Here is a 14,462-nt window from a genome sequence, read left to right as displayed (position 1 = left end):
CTCGGACGCGGTGCTGACGGTGGAGATCGACAAGTCCGGGCAGAAGGTCGGCGGGCAGAACTTCTTCAACGCCCGCTACGGCGAGATCAGCGGCGAGAAGTACTGGGACAAGGACGGCTCCGGCACCATCTCGGCGGGCGATCCTCTGCTCAAGGGCTGGACGATCCACCTCTACGAGGACACCGACGGGGACGGGACGTTCGACCCCAATGTCGACAAGTGGCTGAAGCAGACCACCACCGACGCCAGCGGCAGTTACGCCTTCACCAAGCTCTTGCCCGGCAAGTACATCGTCGTCGAGGACAAGGACGGGCCGGACGGCAACTGGACCCCGGTCGGCGACTGGTGGCAGGCGGTGCACATCGACTCCTCGGGCAAGACGGTGGACGTCGACTTCCTGAACGAGCTGGAGGTGTGCTTCGAGGGGCTGACGCCGGGCTTCTGGAGGCAGACCCAGAACTGGAAGAAGGTCACGCTCGATCCGGACTGCGCGGACCAGGCGGGTGATCCCTTCCACGGCTTCGCCAACTTCCGCGACATCATCCCGCACCTCTCCTTCGGCGCCGTGTTCAAGGTTGGCGACGGCACCGGCGCCTGGGACGTGACCTGGAAGGTGGGGAAGACCACGGTCGGCTTCGACGTGGACAAGACCACGCTGCTCGACGCCCTCACCATCCAGGGCGGCGGCAACGTGGGCGCCTTCCTCCGCCACGCCTCGGCGGCGATCCTCAATGCCTGCGCGGAGGAGGTGGACTACGCCATCCCGCACGAGGAGCTGATCGCCCTCGTCCAGGACGCCTTCGGCGACCTGGCGAAGATGACCGCCCTCAAGGGCATCCTCGAGGACCTGAACGAACTCGGGCTGGAGGGGAGCAAGGGCTACCAGTGCCCGATCCTGGATGCGGACTACAAGGTCATCGGCTATGTGGGCGAGCTGATCGCCTGAGCTTCGGCCGGGCGGGCGGGACGGGACCGGGCCGGGGGTCGCCCCCGGCCCGTCTTGTCGTTCGGATGTGTCGCCCTCGCCGAGGCCGAACCGGATTGCAGCGCTCGCCTGCGGCCTCCCGTGCCGCGCGGGTCTCGCCGTCCGGCACCGCGACCTTCAGCGCGAGCGAGGGGAAATGCGCCGTCTCCTGGAGCGACGCCGTCCCGTGGCCGATGACGAGGCCGGCCAGCGCGGGACCTCCGCCACCTCCCGCACCTCCGGGAAGCGCGCGAGGAGGCCGGCGGCGTCCAGCAGCCTCCCGGTCGCCGTGTCGTCCGCCAGGTCGAGCGGGCCGCGGCCGACCGAGGCGATCGTGCCGCCGGTGCCGATGAACGCGACGCGGGGCTTCATGGGCGGGCGGCTCCTTCCGCCTGCGCGACCTCCTCGTCCAGCGCCTCGAGCAGCTGCTCGATCCAGGCGCGCGGGATGTCGCGGGTGATGAAGACGAGGCGCGAGCGCCGGTCCTCCGAGGGCCAGCGGTCGAGCCAGGCGGGCGGGTGGAAGACGTGCTGCACGCCGTGGATCACCGCCGGGCGGTCCGGGCTCTCGGCGATGTCGAGGATGCCCTTCACCCGCAGCAGGTCGGCGCCGCGGTGCTCGGCCAGCGTCTCCAGGAACAGCGCCAGCGCGACGGCGCGGATCGGCCTCTCGCGGACCAGGCAGAAGGTGGCGATGCCCGCGCCGTGCCGGTTCGGGTCGTGCGCGTGCCCGTGGCGGCGCGGCGGCGCGGCGTGCGCCTCCGCCGCCAGCCAGCGCGCGACGTCGGGCGCCTTGCCGGCAGGGTCGTAGAGTCCCGCGTCGAACAGCTGCTCCGGCTCGATCCGCCCGTGATCGGCTTGCAGCACCGGCGCGGCGGGGTTCAGCGCGGCGAGGCGGGCGCGCAGCGCCGCCGGCGCCGCCCCGGGCAGGTCGGTCTTGGTCAGCACCAGGCGGTCCGCGACCGCCACCTGCTTCACCGATTCCGCATGGCGGTCCAGCGTGCCGGCGCCGTTCACCGCGTCCACCGTCGCCACCACGCCGGCCAGCGCCATGCGCCCGGCGAGTGCCGCGTCGGTCATCAGCGCGTGCAGGATCGGCGCCGGGTCGGCGAGGCCGGTGGTCTCGACCACCACCCGCTCGAAGGGCGGCACCGCGCCGGCGTCGCGCCGGCGAAGGAGGTCGTCGAGCGTGCGCACCAGGTCGCCGCGGATGGTGCAGCAGAGGCAGCCGGTCTGCAGCGTGACGAAGCTCTCGTCGCTCGTCTCCACCAGCTCGTGGTCGAGGCCGACCTCGCCGAACTCGTTGATCACCACCGCGGTGCGCGCGAATTCCGGCCGGCGCAGCAGGTGCGAGAGCAGCGTCGTCTTGCCGCTGCCGAGGAAGCCGGTGAGGACGGAGACCGGGATCACCGCGCGGCATCCCCCTCGCCGCCCGGCGGCAGCAGCGGTTGCGCGATGCGCAGCCGGCTCCCCTGGTAGTCCGGATCGAGCGCCGCGCGCAGCACGCGCAGCAGGGAGGAGAGGGAGGTGGCGCCGCGGCGGCGCGCCCCGCCCACCACCATCCAGCGGAAGGGCAGGCCGGGGGGCGGCGGCTCGATGCGCAGCCGCCGTCCGCCGGCGGTCACCAGCACCGCGCCGTCCGCCTCCGCCCGCACCTCGCCGGCGATGCGCCAGGCGCGCAGGCTCTCGACGAGCAGCGGCACCGGCGGCGCTCCGGCGGCGGTGCGGCGGATCGGATCGTTCATGTCCCAACCCCGGGGCAGCGGCGCCCAAGGCTAGGTCGGCGGCGCCCCGCCGCCAACCCGCCCGTGCCGCGCTATCCGGCGTAGATCATCCGGCGCGTCATCCCGCCGTCCACGATGAACTCCGCCCCGGTGACGAAGCCGCTCTCCGGCCCGACCAGCCAGGCGGCGAGGGCGGCCACGTCCTCGACCTGCCCGACGCGGCCCGCCGGGTGCTGCGCGTGGTCCTCGGGGCGCAGCGCCTCGCCCCTGGTGTGGATCCAGCCGGGGCTGATGCAGTTCACCCGCACCTCGGGGCCGAGGCTGATCGCCAGCGCGTGGGTCAGCGCGACGAGCCCGCCCTTGGAGGCGGCGTAGGCCTCGGTGTGCGGCTCCGACTGGTGCGCGCGGGTGGAGGCGATGGCGACCACGGCGCCGCGCGCGGCGCGCAGCAGGTCCTCCGCCGCGCGCACCAGCAGGAAGGTCGCGCCGAGGTTCGTCGCGAGCACGCGGGACCATTCCTCGACGCTCAGCGCGCGGATCGGCTTGCGGATCATGATCCCGGCGTTGGAGACGAGCGCGTCGAGCCGACCCTCCCCCGCGCGCAGGCCGGCGACCAGCGCCTCCACCGCCGCCGGGTCGGCGACGTCGGCGCGGGCGGCGCGCACGCTGCCGGAGGGCAGCGCCTGCGGCGCGTCGAGGTCGGCCATCACCACGTGCCAGCCCTCGCGCGCGAGGCGCGCCGAGACGCCGAGGCCGATGCCGCGCGCCGCGCCCGTCACCAGCGCGACCTTCCGGTCCATGCCCGGCCCTCCCTCTCCTCGCCGCCGGGGCGCCTACATCGCCGGCGGATCGAGCGCCGGGAACAGCTCCCCGCCGTAGCCCGCCTCGCGCGGGATGCGCAGCATCCGGCCCTGCGGCGTCTCGACGCTCTCCGGCAGGACGGTCACCACCGGGGCCGCCGCCGCCTCGGCGAAGGCCTGCTGCACCGAGGCGTACCGGGCGAGCCTCACCAGGTTCATGCGCGTCGCGAAGACCAGCTTGCGCAGCCCCGCCTCCGTCTCGGCCAGCGCCTGGGCCGGGCGGATCCAGACCGATTCGACCGACTCGCCGCCGTCGTGCCGCGCCGCCTGGTCCGGCGGCGCGGCGGCGAGGAAGAAGTGCGTGTCGAACCGCTTCGGGCGCGAGACCGGCGTGATCCAGTGCGCGAAGGGCACCAGGCGATCGGTCGCGGGGAGCAGGTCCTCGGCGGCCAGGACCTCCGCGAAGGGGCGCTCGCCGCGGCACAGCGCGGCGCGGTGCTCGGCCTCGATCCGCGCCAGGCGCGCGGCGTCGAGCAGCTCCGCCGCGCCGCGCGGCCGCGCCAGCAGCACGCCGCACTCCTCGAAGGTCTCGCGGACCGCGGCGACGCGCAGCGCCCCCGCCTCGGGCGGGCCGAGGCCGGGCAGCGCCTCGGCGATCGCGCGGTCGCCCGGGTCCACGCGGCCGCCGGGGAAGACGAGCGCGCCCGAGGCGAACTCGATCTGCCGGTGGCGCACCACCATGAAGACCTCCAGGCCCTCCGCGCCGTCGCGCAGCAGCAGCACGGTGGAGGCGGGCCGTGCCGGAACGGGCTTGCTCTCGGTGTCGGGCATGGCCGCATAGGAGACCGCCGGCGCGCCGCCGGCAAGAGCGGCGGGCCGATGCGCGCCGGCAACGGCGCGCCCCGCTTGCCGCCGGCGCGCCATGCGGCCAGCATCCGGCCCGGAACGCTGGGGAGGACCGCACGCATGGCCGACAGGGACGCCGCCGCGACGCAGATCCGGACGATCGCCGAGGCCGCCGACGCGCTCGCCGCCGGCCGCGTCACCGCCGCGGCGCTGGTCGAGGCGGCGCTCGCGCGCATCGCCGATCCGGCCGGCGAGGGCCGGCGCGCCTACATCACCGTCGCCGCCGACGCGGCGCGGGCGCAGGCGCGCGCGGCCGACGCGCTGCGTGCCGCCGGCCGCGCGCCGAGCCCCTGGGCGGGCATCCCGATCGGCGTCAAGGACCTGTTCGACATCGCCGGCGAGCCGACGCGCGCGGGCAGCGTCGTGCTCGACGACGCGCCGCCGGCGCGGGCGACGGCGCCCGCCCTCATGCGCCTGGTCCGCGCCGGCTTCGTGCCGCTCGGCCGGACCAACATGACGGAGTTCGCCTTCTCCGGCCTCGGCGTGAACCCGCATCACGGCACGCCGAAGAGCCCCTGGGACCGCGCCACCGGGCGCCTGCCGGGCGGCTCCTCCTCCGGCACCGCGGTGGCGGTGGCGGACGGGATGGGCCTCGCCGGCCTCGGCACCGACACCGGCGGCTCCTGCCGCGTGCCGGCGGCGCTGTGCGGCGTGGTCGGCTTCAAGCCCACGGCGGCGCGGGTACCGATCGCGGGCGTGCTGCCCCTCGCGCCGTCGCTCGATTCGGTCGGGCCGCTCGCCAACACCGTCGCCGACTGCGCGCTGCTCGACGCGCTGATGGCGGGCGAGGAGGACCCGGCGCCGCTCCGGCCCGCGCCGCTCCAGGGCCTGCGCCTCGGCATCCCGCGCGGCACCTTCATGACCGAGGGGCTGGATGCCACGGTGGCGCGGGCGTTCGAGCGGACGCTGGCGCGCCTCTCCGTCGCCGGCGTCCGCCTCGAGCTGTTCGACCTGCCCGAACTCGCCGAGATCCCCGCCGCCAACGCCACCGGCGGCTTCGCCGCGAGCGAGTCCTGGGCCTGGCACCGCCGCCTCGTCGCCGAGCGCGCCGACCGCTACGACCCGCGCATCCTCGCCCGCATCCGCCGCGGCGAGCGCTTCTCCGCCGCCGACTACATCGCGCTGCGCGAGGAGCGCGCGCGCCTCATCGCCGCCGTCGCCCCGCGCACCGCGCCCTTCGACGCGGTCGTCACGCCGACCTGCCCGGTCGTCCCGCCGGCCCTCGCCGAGGTCGAGGACGAGAGGGAGTACAACCGCATCAACCTGCTGCTGCTGCGCAACACCATGGTCGGCAATTTCCTCGACCGCTGCGCGATCAGCCTGCCCTGCCACGAGCCGGGCGAGCCGCCGGTCGGGCTGATGCTGATGGGCGAGCGGATGGGCGACGCGTGGCTCCTCGCCGTCGCCGCGGCGGTGGAGGCGGCCCTCGCCGCGCGGGGATGAGCGGCGGGCCCGCCGCGCCGCCGCCGCGCTTCGGCCGCCTCGGCGACGGCCCGCGCCCGCCGCCGGGCGCAGAGGTCTTCACCGACCTGCTCGCCGAGGCCGGCGCCCGCGTGGAGCGCATCGTCTCGCGCGGCGCGGCGAGCCCGCCGGGCTTCTGGTACGAGCAGGACCGGACCGAGTTCGTGCTGCTGCTCGAGGGCGCCGCCGCGCTCGGCTTCGCCGACGGCACCGAGCGGCGGCTCGGCCCCGGCGACTGGGCGGTGCTGCCCGCCGGCTGCCGCCATCGCGTCGCCTGGACCGACCCGGCCCGCGACACGGTCTGGCTCGCGCTGCACCTGCCGCGCCGCGCCGGCGCGGGCGGCTCCGCCTGACGCCTGCCGCCCGGGCCGCGCGCCTCACCGCCGCCTATCGTCCCCCGGCAGCTTGATCCCGGTCAGCGCCTGCCAGACGCGGATCACGAACCCGTCGTCCTTGCCGCCCTGGCCGAGCGCCCGCGCGGCGGCGAAGAGCTGCTGCGCCTGCGCCGCCAGCGGCACGGGGAAGTCGAGCGCCCGCGCCATCTCCGTCACCAGGCCGAGGTCCTTGACGAAGATGTCCACCGCGCTGCGCGGCGCGTCGTCGCCCGCGAGGACGCGCGCCATGCGGTTCTCGAACATCCAGGAATTGCCCGCCGCGCTCGTCACCACCTCGTAGAGCGTGCGCGGGTCGGCCCCGGCGCGGATGCCGAGCGCCATCGCCTCCGCCGCCACCGCGATGTGCACGCCGGCGAGGAGCTGGTGCACCACCTTCACCGTCGCGCCGATCCCCGGCGCCTCGCCCAGACGCCAGACCCTGGTCGCGATCGCGTCCAGCACCGGCCCGGCCGCCGCGAAGGCCGCCGGCGGACCGGAGGCCATCACCGTCATCGCCCCCTCGCGCGCCTTGGCCGCGCCGCCGGAGACCGGGGCGTCGAGGTAGAGCAGCCCCCGCGCCCCCGCCATCGCCGCGAGCCGCCGCGCGTCGTCCGGCGCCATGGTCGCCGAGCAGACCACCACCGCGCCCGGCGCCAGCCGCGCCGCGCAGACTTCGCTGCCGAACAGCGCCGCCTCGGCCTGCGCCGCGTTGACCACGAGCACCACCACCGCCTCGGTGCCCTGCGGCAGCTCCGCCGCGCTCGCCACCGCATGGCCGCCCGCGGCGGCGAACTCCGCCCGCGCCGCCTCGCGCGGATCGCAGCCCGTCACCGCGAGCCCGGCCCGCAGGCAGCTCAGCGCCGCGCCCATCCCCATGCTGCCGAGGCCGATGACGCCGACCTTCATGCACCGCGCTCCCGCATCCTCGCCTGCCGCCCGCAGGCTCCGCCGCCTCAATTGCCGAACACCTCGATCGCCACCCGCACCACCGCCGCCACGGCGGCGAGGATCAGCGCGATGCGCGCGAGCACGTGCGGCGGCGGCATCGCCCCGGCCCCGCCCCGCTCAGCGCCGCGCCCGGTCCTGCCGCGCGATCAGGTCGCGCAGCAGCGCCTTGATCGCCTCGACCTCCTCCGGCGAGTGGCGGGCCAGCACCTCCGCCTCGTGCGCCCGCGCGGCCACCAGCAGGTCGGCGACCATCGCCTCGCCGCGCGGCGTCAGGGTCAGGCGCACCACGCGGCGGTCCTGCACGTCCGCGTGGCGGCGCACCAGCCCGTCGCGCTCCATCCGGTCCAGCACCTTGGTCATGGTGGGCTGCTGCAGCAGGCAGGCATTGGCCAGCCCCGTCACCGTCTCCCCCTGCCCCCTCGGCAGGCCGGAGAGGGTGGCGAGCACGCGCCAGACCGGCACGCCGACGCCCCGGCCGCGGAGCTGCGCATGGAACTCCGCCGAGACGGCGTGCGAGGCGCGGGCGAGCAGCGCGAGCAGGTAGTCGTCCACGAACCGCCGCTGCGCCGGTCTCGCCGCGGCGGGCGTCTGGGCGGGAGTCACGGCAGCCGACCGAAGCGGCTGCGGGCGCGTCGGAGGGGGCACCGCGCTACGATAGCGGCGCGGGGGCCGCCTCGGGAGTCCGGAAAATATGCCGTTTCATGCGGGCCCGGCCTGTGGCAGGCTCCGCCTCCGTCCGAGGAATCCCCGAGCCGTGCTGACCCAGGACTGCCGCATCGAGGCACAGTGGATCGAGGCCTTCGAGGCCGTCCTCCGCCTCTGCAGGGCGGGCCGCGACGAGCCCGTCTGCCTCCTCGCCGAGAGCCAGAGCCGCGCGCTGAACGTGGACCTGGCCGAGCTCGCCGCGCTGCGGCTCGGCTGCCGCCCCTTCCGCTGCGTCGTGCCGACGCCGCCGCAGACCGCGCCGGCCCCGGTGCGCTCCACCGGCGCCTCGCGCGCGCTGCGCGGCCATCCGGGCGCGCTCGCCGCGCTGAAGGCCTCGGGCCTCGTCGTGGACCTCACCGTGGAAGGGCTGCTGCACGCGCCGGAACTCAAGGAGATCCTCGCCTCCGGCGCGCGGGTGCTGATGGTCAGCAACGAGCATCCGGAGGCGCTCGAACGCCTGGTGCCCGACCCGGCGCTGGAGCCGCGCGTGAAGGCCGCGGTCAGGCGCGTGCGCGCCGCGAAGGCGATGACCGTCACCTCCGCCGCCGGCACCGACCTCCGCGTGGCGCTGGAGGGCGCCGTCACCGCCGGCGTCTGGGGCTGGTGCGACCGGCCCGGCACCGTCGCGCACTGGCCCGGCGGCGTCGTCGTCAGCTTCCCGCGCGCCGACAGCGTGGAGGGCACGCTGGTGCTCGACGCCGGCGACGCGAACCTCACCTTCAAGCGCTACCTCGAGCGCCCGGTGCGCCTGACGCTCGCGCGCGACCACGTCACCGCGATCGAGGGCGAGGGGACGGACGCCGAGATGATGCGCCGCTACCTCGCCGCCTGGGGCGACCGCTCCGCCTACGCCGTCTCGCATGTCGGCTGGGGCCTGAACGAGCGCGCGCGCTACGAGGCGCTGGCGATGTACGACAGGCGCGACACCAACGGGACGGAGCTCCGCTGCGTGGCCGGCAATTTCCTGTTCTCCACCGGCGCCAACGAGTTCGCCGGGCGCTTCACCGAGGGCCATTTCGACATCCCGGTGTTCCGCACCACCATCGCCCTCGACGGCGAGCCGGTGGTGGTGGAGGGGAGGCTGGTGGCGTGACCGCGGTTCCCGTCGTCCTCCTGCACGGCATCGGCGGCGCGGCCTGGGGGCCGACCCTGCCCGCCCTCGCGCCGGCGCCGGTGCTGGACTGGCCGCTGCCGGGCTACGCCGGCACGCCGCTGCTGCGCGAGACGAGCTTCCCCGCCTGGGCGACGGCGCTCGCCGCGCGGCTCGACGCGGAGGGCATCGCGCGCGCCGATCTGCTCGGCCACTCGATCGGGGGGATGCTGGCGCAGGAATTCGCGCTCGCCTTCCCGGAGCGCGTCCGCCGCCTCGTGCTCTACGCCACCACGCCGGCCTTCGGCGGGCGCGATCCCTCCTTCGCCGAGCGCTTCCTGGCGGAGCGGCTCGCCCCGCTCGACGCCGGCAAGGACATGGCGGCGCTGGCCGCCGAGACCCTGCCGCCGATGCTCGGCCCCGCGGCGCCGCCGGGCGCGGCCGAGGCCGCGATCGCCGCGATGGCGGCGGTCCCGGCGGAGGCCTACCGCGCCACCGTCCGCTGCCTCGCAACCTTCGACCGCCGCGCCGAGATCGCGCGCATCGCCGCGCCGACGCTGCTCGTCGCCGGCGAGCGCGACCCGCTGGCGCCGCCGCGCACCATGGAGCGGATGGCGCAGGCGATCCGCGATTCGCGCCTGGTCGTGCTGCCCGGCGCGGGGCACCTCGCGCATCTCGAATGCCCGGATGCCTTCAACGCGGCGCTGCGGGACTTCCTGCGCGCGGCGCGCGAGGACGCCGCGCCGTCCCCCGCGCCGGCCACGGAGCCCTGATCCGATGGCCGCCGACGCCCCGATGTTCGACCCCGCCGCCTGGCGCCTCACGGACTTCGAGGCCGAATGGACCGCGAAGGCGCGCGACCTCGGCCGCCGGGCGCTGGCCCCGCGCGCCGCGCGCCACGACCGCGAGGCCTCCTTCCCGGCCGGGAACTACCGCGACATGCACCGCGAGGGCTTCCTCGCGCTCTGCATCCCGCGCGAGGAGGGCGGCGCCGGCGCCGGCTTCCGCGCCTACTGCCTGGTCGCGGCGGAGATGGGCCGCTACTGCGGCGCCACCGCGCTCACCTGGAACATGCACGTCTGCTCCACCCTCTGGACCGGCGCGCTGACCGAGGACCTGGAGATGGACGCGGCGACGCGCGCCGGGCACCGCCGGCGCCGCGCCATCCACTACCGCCGCATCCTCGAGGACGGCGCCATCTACGCCCAGCCCTTCTCCGAGGGCGGCGCGGCGGCCGCCGGCGCCGTCGCCTTCGGCACCACGGCGCGGCGCGTCCCGGGCGGCTTCGTCGTGAACGGCAGGAAGATCTTCGCCAGCCTCGCCGGCCATGCCGACTACTACGGCGTGCTCTGCACCGAGACGCGCGAGGACGGGGCGCTGTCGCGCCGCGACACGCTGTATCTCGCCGTGCCGGCCAGGGCGCCCGGCGTCTCCGTCGTCGGCGAATGGGACCCGCTCGGGATGCGCGGCACCGTCTCGCGCGACCTCCTGTTCCGGGACGTCTTCGTCGAGGAGGACGCCGCGCTGATGCCGCCCGGCTGCTACTTCCAGGCGGCGACGCGCTGGCCGCACATGTTCCTCACCCTCTCGCCGACCTACATGGGCCTCGCCCAGGCCGCCTTCGACTTCACGGTGGCCTATCTGCGCGGCGAGTGGCCCGGCATGCCGCCGGTGAAGCGCCGCATGTACCCGACCAAGCAGATCGCGGTCGCGCAGATGAGGACGATGCTGGAGCAGACCAAGGCGCTCTGGTTCCAGGCCGTCGCCGAGGCCGGCCCCGACCCCTCCAAGGACCAGGTGCTGCGCGCCTGGGCGGCGCAGTACACGGTGATGGAGAACGCCCAGGCGCTGGCCGCGCTCGCCATCCGCACCTGCGGCGGCCAGTCCATGCTGAGGTCGCTGCCGCTCGAGCGCATCTACCGCGACGCGCGCTGCGGCTCGCTGATGCTCCCCTGGACGGCGGAGCTGTGCCTCGACCGGCTCGGGCGCGAGTGCCTCTACGAGAAGGGCGAGACCGACGGATGATCTGGCGCTGGATCGAACGCCACGCCGACCACGCGCCCGACGCCCCCGCGCTGCGCTTCGCGGGGCGCGTCCTCTCCTACGCCGCCCTCGCCCGCGACGTCGCCCGCGCCGCCGCCGCCCTCGCCGCGCGCGGCGTGCGGCGCGGCGACCGCGTGGCCTTCCTCGGCCTCAACCACCCGGCGCAGATCGTGCTGCTCTTCGCCTGCGCCCGGCTCGGCGCGATCCAGGTGCCGCTGAACTGGCGCCTCGCCCCGCCCGAGCTGCGCTTCATCCTGGAGGACGCCGGCGCCCGCCTGCTCGCCGCCACGGGCGAGCACGCCGCCGCCGCCCGCGCCGTCGCCCCGGCGGGCTGCGCCCTCCTCGACGCCGAGGCGGGGCACGCCGACGGCCCCGCGCCCGCGCCGGTCGGCGCCGAGTCCGACCCCGTCCTCCTCGTCTACACCTCCGGCACCACGGGCCGGCCGAGGGGCGCCGTGCTCGACCAGCGCGCGCTGCTGTTCAACGCGCTGAACAGCGTGCACATGCACGCGCTCTCGCCGGCCGACCGCGTGCTCACCGTGCTGCCGCTGTTCCATGTCGGCGGGCTGAACATCCAGACCCTGCCGGCGCTCTATCGCGGCGCCGAGGTCGTGCTGCACCCGCGCTTCGACCCCGCCGCCTTCCTCGACGCCTGCGCGCGCGACCGCCCGACGCTCTCGCTGCTGGTGCCGGCGGCGATGCAGGCGCTGGTCGCGCATCCCGGCTGGGCGGCGGCCGACCTCTCCTCGCTGCGCGCGGTCGGCGCCGGCTCCTCCGAGGTGCCGCTGCCGCTGATCGCGGCCTTCCACGCCCGCGGCGTCCCCGTCCAGCAGGTCTACGGCGCCACCGAGACCAGCCCGATCGCGATCTACCAGCTGCGCGAGGAGGCCCTCGCCGCCCCCGGCTCCATCGGCCGCCCCGCGCTGCACGCCGAATGCCGCGTCGCGGACGCCGAGGGCCGCCCCCTGCCGCCGGGCGAGCGCGGCGAGATCCAGGTCCGCGGCCCCTCGGTGCTGCGCGCCTACTGGCCCGACCGGCCCGCCACCACCGCCGACGGCTGGTTCGCCACCGGCGACATCGGCCATGTGGACGCCGAGGGCCGCTGGTGGTTCACCGACCGCCTCAAGCACGTGATCATCTCCGGCGGCGAGAACATCTACCCCGCCGAGGTCGAGCGCGTCCTCCGCACCGCCCCCGGCGTGCGCGAATGCGCCGTCTGCGGCCGCCCCGACCCGCGCTGGGGCGAGGTGCCGGTCGCCGTCGTCGTCCCCGGCGAGGGCTTCTCGCGCGCGGCCGTGCTCGCGCACTGCGAGGGCCGGATCGCGCGCTTCAAGCACCCGCGCGACGTGGTGGTGGTGGAGGCGCTGCCGCGCACCGCGCTCGGCAAGGTCGAGCTCAACGCGCTGCGGGCGCTGGCCGCGGGCGGGCGCGGATAGGAGCGTCTCACGCCAGCCGGATCAGCGCCGCGCCCGCCGCGATCGCCGCCGCCCCGGCCCATCCCGCCGCGCCGGGCCGCTCGCCGAGCGCCAGCCGCGCCAGCACCAGGCCGAACAGCGTCGAGGTCTCGCGCAGCGCCGCCACCGCCGCCACCGGGGCCTGCGCCATCGCCCACAGCGCCAGCGCGTAGGCGCCGAGGCTCGCCCCCCCGCCGCCGAGCGCCCGCGCCGCCTCCGCCCCGCCCGGCACCGCGATCCGGAAGCGCAGCAGCACCGGCACGGTCGGGACCGCCATCAGCACGAACAGCCACAGCGTGTACGCCACCGCATGGCCGGAGGCGCGCGCGCCCGCCGCGTCCACCAGCGTGTAGGCGGCGATCACCCCGGCATTGGCGAGCGCGACGCCCACGGCGGCCCGGGCTTCCGCATCCGCCGCGTGCCGGCGGTTGCGGGCGAGCAGCAGCACCCCGGCGCAGACCGCGGCGACGCCGAGCCAGCCCGCCGCCGGCAGCGCCTCGCCGAACATCGGCCAGGCGACGAGCGCGGCGAGCGCCGGCGCCGCGCCGCGCATCAGCGGATAGGCGAGCGCCACCGCCCCGCGCGCATAGGCCTCCGCCACCAGCGCGAAATACACGACGTGCAGCGCCACCGAACCCAGCAGCCAGGGCCAGGCCGCCGCCCGCGGCAGCGGCAGGAAGGGCAGGGCCAGCGCCGCGAGCGCCGCGCCGCCCGCCACCACCAGCGCCGCCTCGCGCCGCCGGTCGCGCGCGCCGCGCACCGCGACGTTCCAGGCCGCGTGCAGCGCCGCGCCGGCGAGCACCAGGACGAAGACCGTGCCGGACAGCATGGGGCGCGAGCCTCGCCGCGCGGCGCGCCGCAGGCAATGCGGATCACCGCGCGGGTGATCGGGTCCGGCCCGGCGCCGCCCCCTCGCGCCGCGGGGCGCCCGCGCCCGCCGGCGCGGGGGCCGCAAGGGCGAGCCGGCGCGGGGCAGGCGCCCGCGTGCCGCGCCCCTCTGGCGGCGACGCGGCGCGCGCGGCAGGATCGCCCCCCTCACCCGGAGGAGAGGCGAGGCCGCCATGTCCAAGGTCATCATCACCTGCGCCGTCACCGGCGCCATCCACACGCCCTCGATGAGCGACCACCTGCCGATCACGCCGCAGCAGATCGCCGAGCAGTCCATCGCCGCGGCCCAGGCCGGCGCCGCCATCATCCACCTGCACGCCCGCGACCCCAGGGACGGCCGCCCGACGCCCGACCCCGCCGTGTTCATGCAGTTCCTGCCGGTGATCAAGCAGTCCACCGACGCGGTGATCAACATCACCACCGGCGGCGGCCTCGGCATGAGCCTGGACGAGCGCCTCGCCGCCCCGCTGCTGGCGAAGCCGGAGATGTGCTCGCTCAACATGGGCTCGATGAACTTCAACATCGCCCCCAGCGCGGCGCGGGTGAAGACGTGGAAGCACGCCTGGGAGAAGCCCTACCTCGAAGGCACCACCAACTTCATCTTCCGCAACACCTTCCAGGACATCGAGCAGATCGTCGAGCGGCTCGGCAAGGCGCACGGCACGCGCTTCGAGTTCGAGTGCTACGACGTCGGCCACCTCTACAACCTCGCCCACATGCTCGACCGTAAGGTGGTGGAGCCGCCGCTCTTCGTGCAGACGATCTTCGGCATCCTCGGCGGCATCGGCGCCGAGCCGCGCAACCTGCTGTTCATGAAGGAGACGGCGGACCGGCTGTTCGGCGACGCCTACGTCTGGTCCGTGCTCGCCGCGGGGCGGCACCAGATGCCGCTCTGCACCATGGCCGGCATGATGGGCGGCAACGTCCGCGTCGGGCTGGAGGACAGCCTCTGGATCGGCCGCGGCAGGCAGGCGACCTCCAACGCCGAGCAGGTGGCGAAGATCCGCCGCATCCTCGAGGAGCTGAGCCTGGAGATCGCGACGCCGGCGGAGGCGCGGGCGATGCTGAAGCTCAAGGGCGGCGACCTGGTCGGCTTCTGAGCCGCG

The 14,462-nt window shown here is 76.0% G+C and carries 16 protein-coding genes; 8 read left to right on the top strand and 8 right to left on the bottom strand.

Going from position 1 to position 14,462, the window contains the following annotated elements; genetic code table 11:
* Nucleotides 1–946 (top strand): SpaA isopeptide-forming pilin-related protein (locus tag IEX99_RS18050; protein ID WP_229678119.1); only part of this gene is annotated, 946 nt, incomplete at its 5' end.
* Nucleotides 947–1,102: 156 nt separating this feature from the next.
* On the opposite strand, the gene IEX99_RS18045 is transcribed toward IEX99_RS18050, so the two are convergent.
* From IEX99_RS18045 to IEX99_RS18025, 5 genes are all read right to left on the bottom strand, one after another.
* Nucleotides 1,103–1,336 (bottom strand): hypothetical protein, encoded by a 234-nt coding sequence (locus IEX99_RS18045; RefSeq protein ID WP_188902878.1) that lies wholly within the window; start codon nucleotides 1,334–1,336, stop codon nucleotides 1,103–1,105.
* Nucleotides 1,333–2,373 (bottom strand): CobW family GTP-binding protein, encoded by a 1,041-nt coding sequence (locus tag IEX99_RS18040; RefSeq protein ID WP_188902876.1) that lies wholly within the window; start codon nucleotides 2,371–2,373, stop codon nucleotides 1,333–1,335. Before IEX99_RS18040 ends, IEX99_RS18045 begins: the two co-directional genes overlap by 4 nt.
* Complete coding sequence (locus IEX99_RS18035) at nucleotides 2,370–2,708, bottom strand: hypothetical protein (protein WP_188902875.1); 339 nt, start codon at nucleotides 2,706–2,708, stop codon at nucleotides 2,370–2,372. The genes IEX99_RS18040 and IEX99_RS18035 overlap by 4 nt, the downstream gene beginning before the upstream one ends.
* Before the next feature lie 71 nt (nucleotides 2,709–2,779).
* Nucleotides 2,780–3,487 carry an SDR family oxidoreductase gene (locus tag IEX99_RS18030; protein WP_188902873.1) on the bottom strand — a complete coding sequence of 236 codons (708 nt, stop codon included), beginning with the start codon at nucleotides 3,485–3,487 and terminating at the stop codon, nucleotides 2,780–2,782.
* Nucleotides 3,488–3,520: 33 nt separating this feature from the next.
* On the bottom strand, nucleotides 3,521–4,318 hold the full coding sequence (locus IEX99_RS18025) for an NUDIX hydrolase (RefSeq protein ID WP_188902871.1): 798 nt from the start codon (nucleotides 4,316–4,318) through the stop codon (nucleotides 3,521–3,523).
* Between the two features lie 135 nt (nucleotides 4,319–4,453).
* On the opposite strand from IEX99_RS18025, the gene IEX99_RS18020 reads away from it, so the two are divergent.
* Together IEX99_RS18020 and IEX99_RS18015 are read left to right on the top strand one after the other, a co-directional pair.
* Nucleotides 4,454–5,836 (top strand): amidase, encoded by a 1,383-nt coding sequence (locus IEX99_RS18020; RefSeq protein ID WP_188902870.1) that lies wholly within the window; start codon nucleotides 4,454–4,456, stop codon nucleotides 5,834–5,836.
* The gene (locus tag IEX99_RS18015) at nucleotides 5,833–6,207 is read left to right on the top strand and encodes a cupin domain-containing protein (RefSeq protein WP_188902868.1); all 375 of its coding nucleotides are present in this window, start codon (nucleotides 5,833–5,835) and stop codon (nucleotides 6,205–6,207) included. Before IEX99_RS18020 ends, IEX99_RS18015 begins: the two co-directional genes overlap by 4 nt.
* Nucleotides 6,208–6,231: 24 nt before the next feature.
* Here the strand turns inward: IEX99_RS18015 and ltnD are convergent, their stop codons facing one another.
* Both ltnD and IEX99_RS18005 read right to left on the bottom strand, forming a co-directional pair.
* Nucleotides 6,232–7,134, bottom strand: a complete 903-nt coding sequence (gene ltnD / locus IEX99_RS18010) for an L-threonate dehydrogenase (protein ID WP_188902865.1) — start codon at nucleotides 7,132–7,134, stop codon at nucleotides 6,232–6,234.
* Between the two features lie 159 nt (nucleotides 7,135–7,293).
* Entirely contained in the window at nucleotides 7,294–7,779 is a 486-nt protein-coding gene (locus IEX99_RS18005) for a MarR family winged helix-turn-helix transcriptional regulator (protein ID WP_188902863.1), read from the bottom strand.
* Nucleotides 7,780–7,930: 151 nt separating this feature from the next.
* On the opposite strand from IEX99_RS18005, the gene IEX99_RS18000 reads away from it, so the two are divergent.
* The 4 genes from IEX99_RS18000 to IEX99_RS17985 are packed head-to-tail and all read left to right on the top strand — an operon-like array spanning nucleotide 7,931 to nucleotide 12,450.
* Nucleotides 7,931–8,974, top strand: coding sequence for a M29 family metallopeptidase (locus IEX99_RS18000; protein ID WP_229678118.1), 1,044 nt, complete (start codon nucleotides 7,931–7,933; stop codon nucleotides 8,972–8,974).
* Nucleotides 8,971–9,744: an alpha/beta fold hydrolase gene (locus tag IEX99_RS17995; protein WP_188902861.1), complete on the top strand. Its 774-nt coding sequence runs from the start codon at nucleotides 8,971–8,973 to the stop codon at nucleotides 9,742–9,744. Before IEX99_RS18000 ends, IEX99_RS17995 begins: the two co-directional genes overlap by 4 nt.
* Nucleotides 9,745–9,748: 4 nt before the next feature.
* Nucleotides 9,749–10,996, top strand: coding sequence for an acyl-CoA dehydrogenase family protein (locus IEX99_RS17990; RefSeq protein ID WP_229678117.1), 1,248 nt, complete (start codon nucleotides 9,749–9,751; stop codon nucleotides 10,994–10,996).
* A complete protein-coding gene (locus IEX99_RS17985) occupies nucleotides 10,993–12,450 on the top strand; it encodes an AMP-binding protein (protein ID WP_188902859.1) in 1,458 nt (485 codons plus the stop codon). Before IEX99_RS17990 ends, IEX99_RS17985 begins: the two co-directional genes overlap by 4 nt.
* Before the next feature lie 7 nt (nucleotides 12,451–12,457).
* On the opposite strand, the gene IEX99_RS17980 is transcribed toward IEX99_RS17985, so the two are convergent.
* A complete protein-coding gene (locus tag IEX99_RS17980; RefSeq protein ID WP_188902857.1) occupies nucleotides 12,458–13,297 on the bottom strand; it encodes an EamA family transporter in 840 nt (279 codons plus the stop codon).
* 232 nt (nucleotides 13,298–13,529) lie between these two features.
* Here IEX99_RS17980 and IEX99_RS17975 point away from each other — a divergent pair, with 232 nt between their 5' ends.
* The gene (locus tag IEX99_RS17975; RefSeq protein ID WP_188902855.1) at nucleotides 13,530–14,456 is read left to right on the top strand and encodes a BKACE family enzyme; all 927 of its coding nucleotides are present in this window, start codon (nucleotides 13,530–13,532) and stop codon (nucleotides 14,454–14,456) included.
* Nucleotides 14,457–14,462 lie beyond the last annotated feature (6 nt).

It is taken from the genome of Caldovatus sediminis (assembly GCF_014644455.1).
In the GTDB taxonomy this organism is placed as follows: Bacteria; Pseudomonadota; Alphaproteobacteria; order Acetobacterales; family Acetobacteraceae; genus Caldovatus; species Caldovatus sediminis.
This window is presented reverse-complemented; position numbering and strand designations above follow the sequence as displayed.

Excerpts from the sequence above, each read along its gene's own strand:
- IEX99_RS18025 (WP_188902871.1), bottom strand. The coding sequence starts at position 4,318 with ATGCCCGACACCGAGAGCAAGCCCGTTCCGGCACGGCCCGCCTCCACC.
- IEX99_RS18045 (WP_188902878.1), bottom strand. The coding sequence starts at position 1,336 with ATGAAGCCCCGCGTCGCGTTCATCGGCACCGGCGGCACGATCGCCTCG.
- IEX99_RS18035 (WP_188902875.1), bottom strand. The coding sequence starts at position 2,708 with ATGAACGATCCGATCCGCCGCACCGCCGCCGGAGCGCCGCCGGTGCCG.
- IEX99_RS18030 (WP_188902873.1), bottom strand. The coding sequence starts at position 3,487 with ATGGACCGGAAGGTCGCGCTGGTGACGGGCGCGGCGCGCGGCATCGGC.
- IEX99_RS18015 (WP_188902868.1), top strand. The coding sequence starts at position 5,833 with ATGAGCGGCGGGCCCGCCGCGCCGCCGCCGCGCTTCGGCCGCCTCGGC.
- IEX99_RS17980 (WP_188902857.1), bottom strand. The coding sequence starts at position 13,297 with ATGCTGTCCGGCACGGTCTTCGTCCTGGTGCTCGCCGGCGCGGCGCTG.
- IEX99_RS18020 (WP_188902870.1), top strand. The coding sequence starts at position 4,454 with ATGGCCGACAGGGACGCCGCCGCGACGCAGATCCGGACGATCGCCGAG.
- ltnD (WP_188902865.1), bottom strand. The coding sequence starts at position 7,134 with ATGAAGGTCGGCGTCATCGGCCTCGGCAGCATGGGGATGGGCGCGGCG.
- IEX99_RS17985 (WP_188902859.1), top strand. The coding sequence starts at position 10,993 with ATGATCTGGCGCTGGATCGAACGCCACGCCGACCACGCGCCCGACGCC.
- IEX99_RS17990 (WP_229678117.1), top strand. The coding sequence starts at position 9,749 with ATGGCCGCCGACGCCCCGATGTTCGACCCCGCCGCCTGGCGCCTCACG.
- IEX99_RS17975 (WP_188902855.1), top strand. The coding sequence starts at position 13,530 with ATGTCCAAGGTCATCATCACCTGCGCCGTCACCGGCGCCATCCACACG.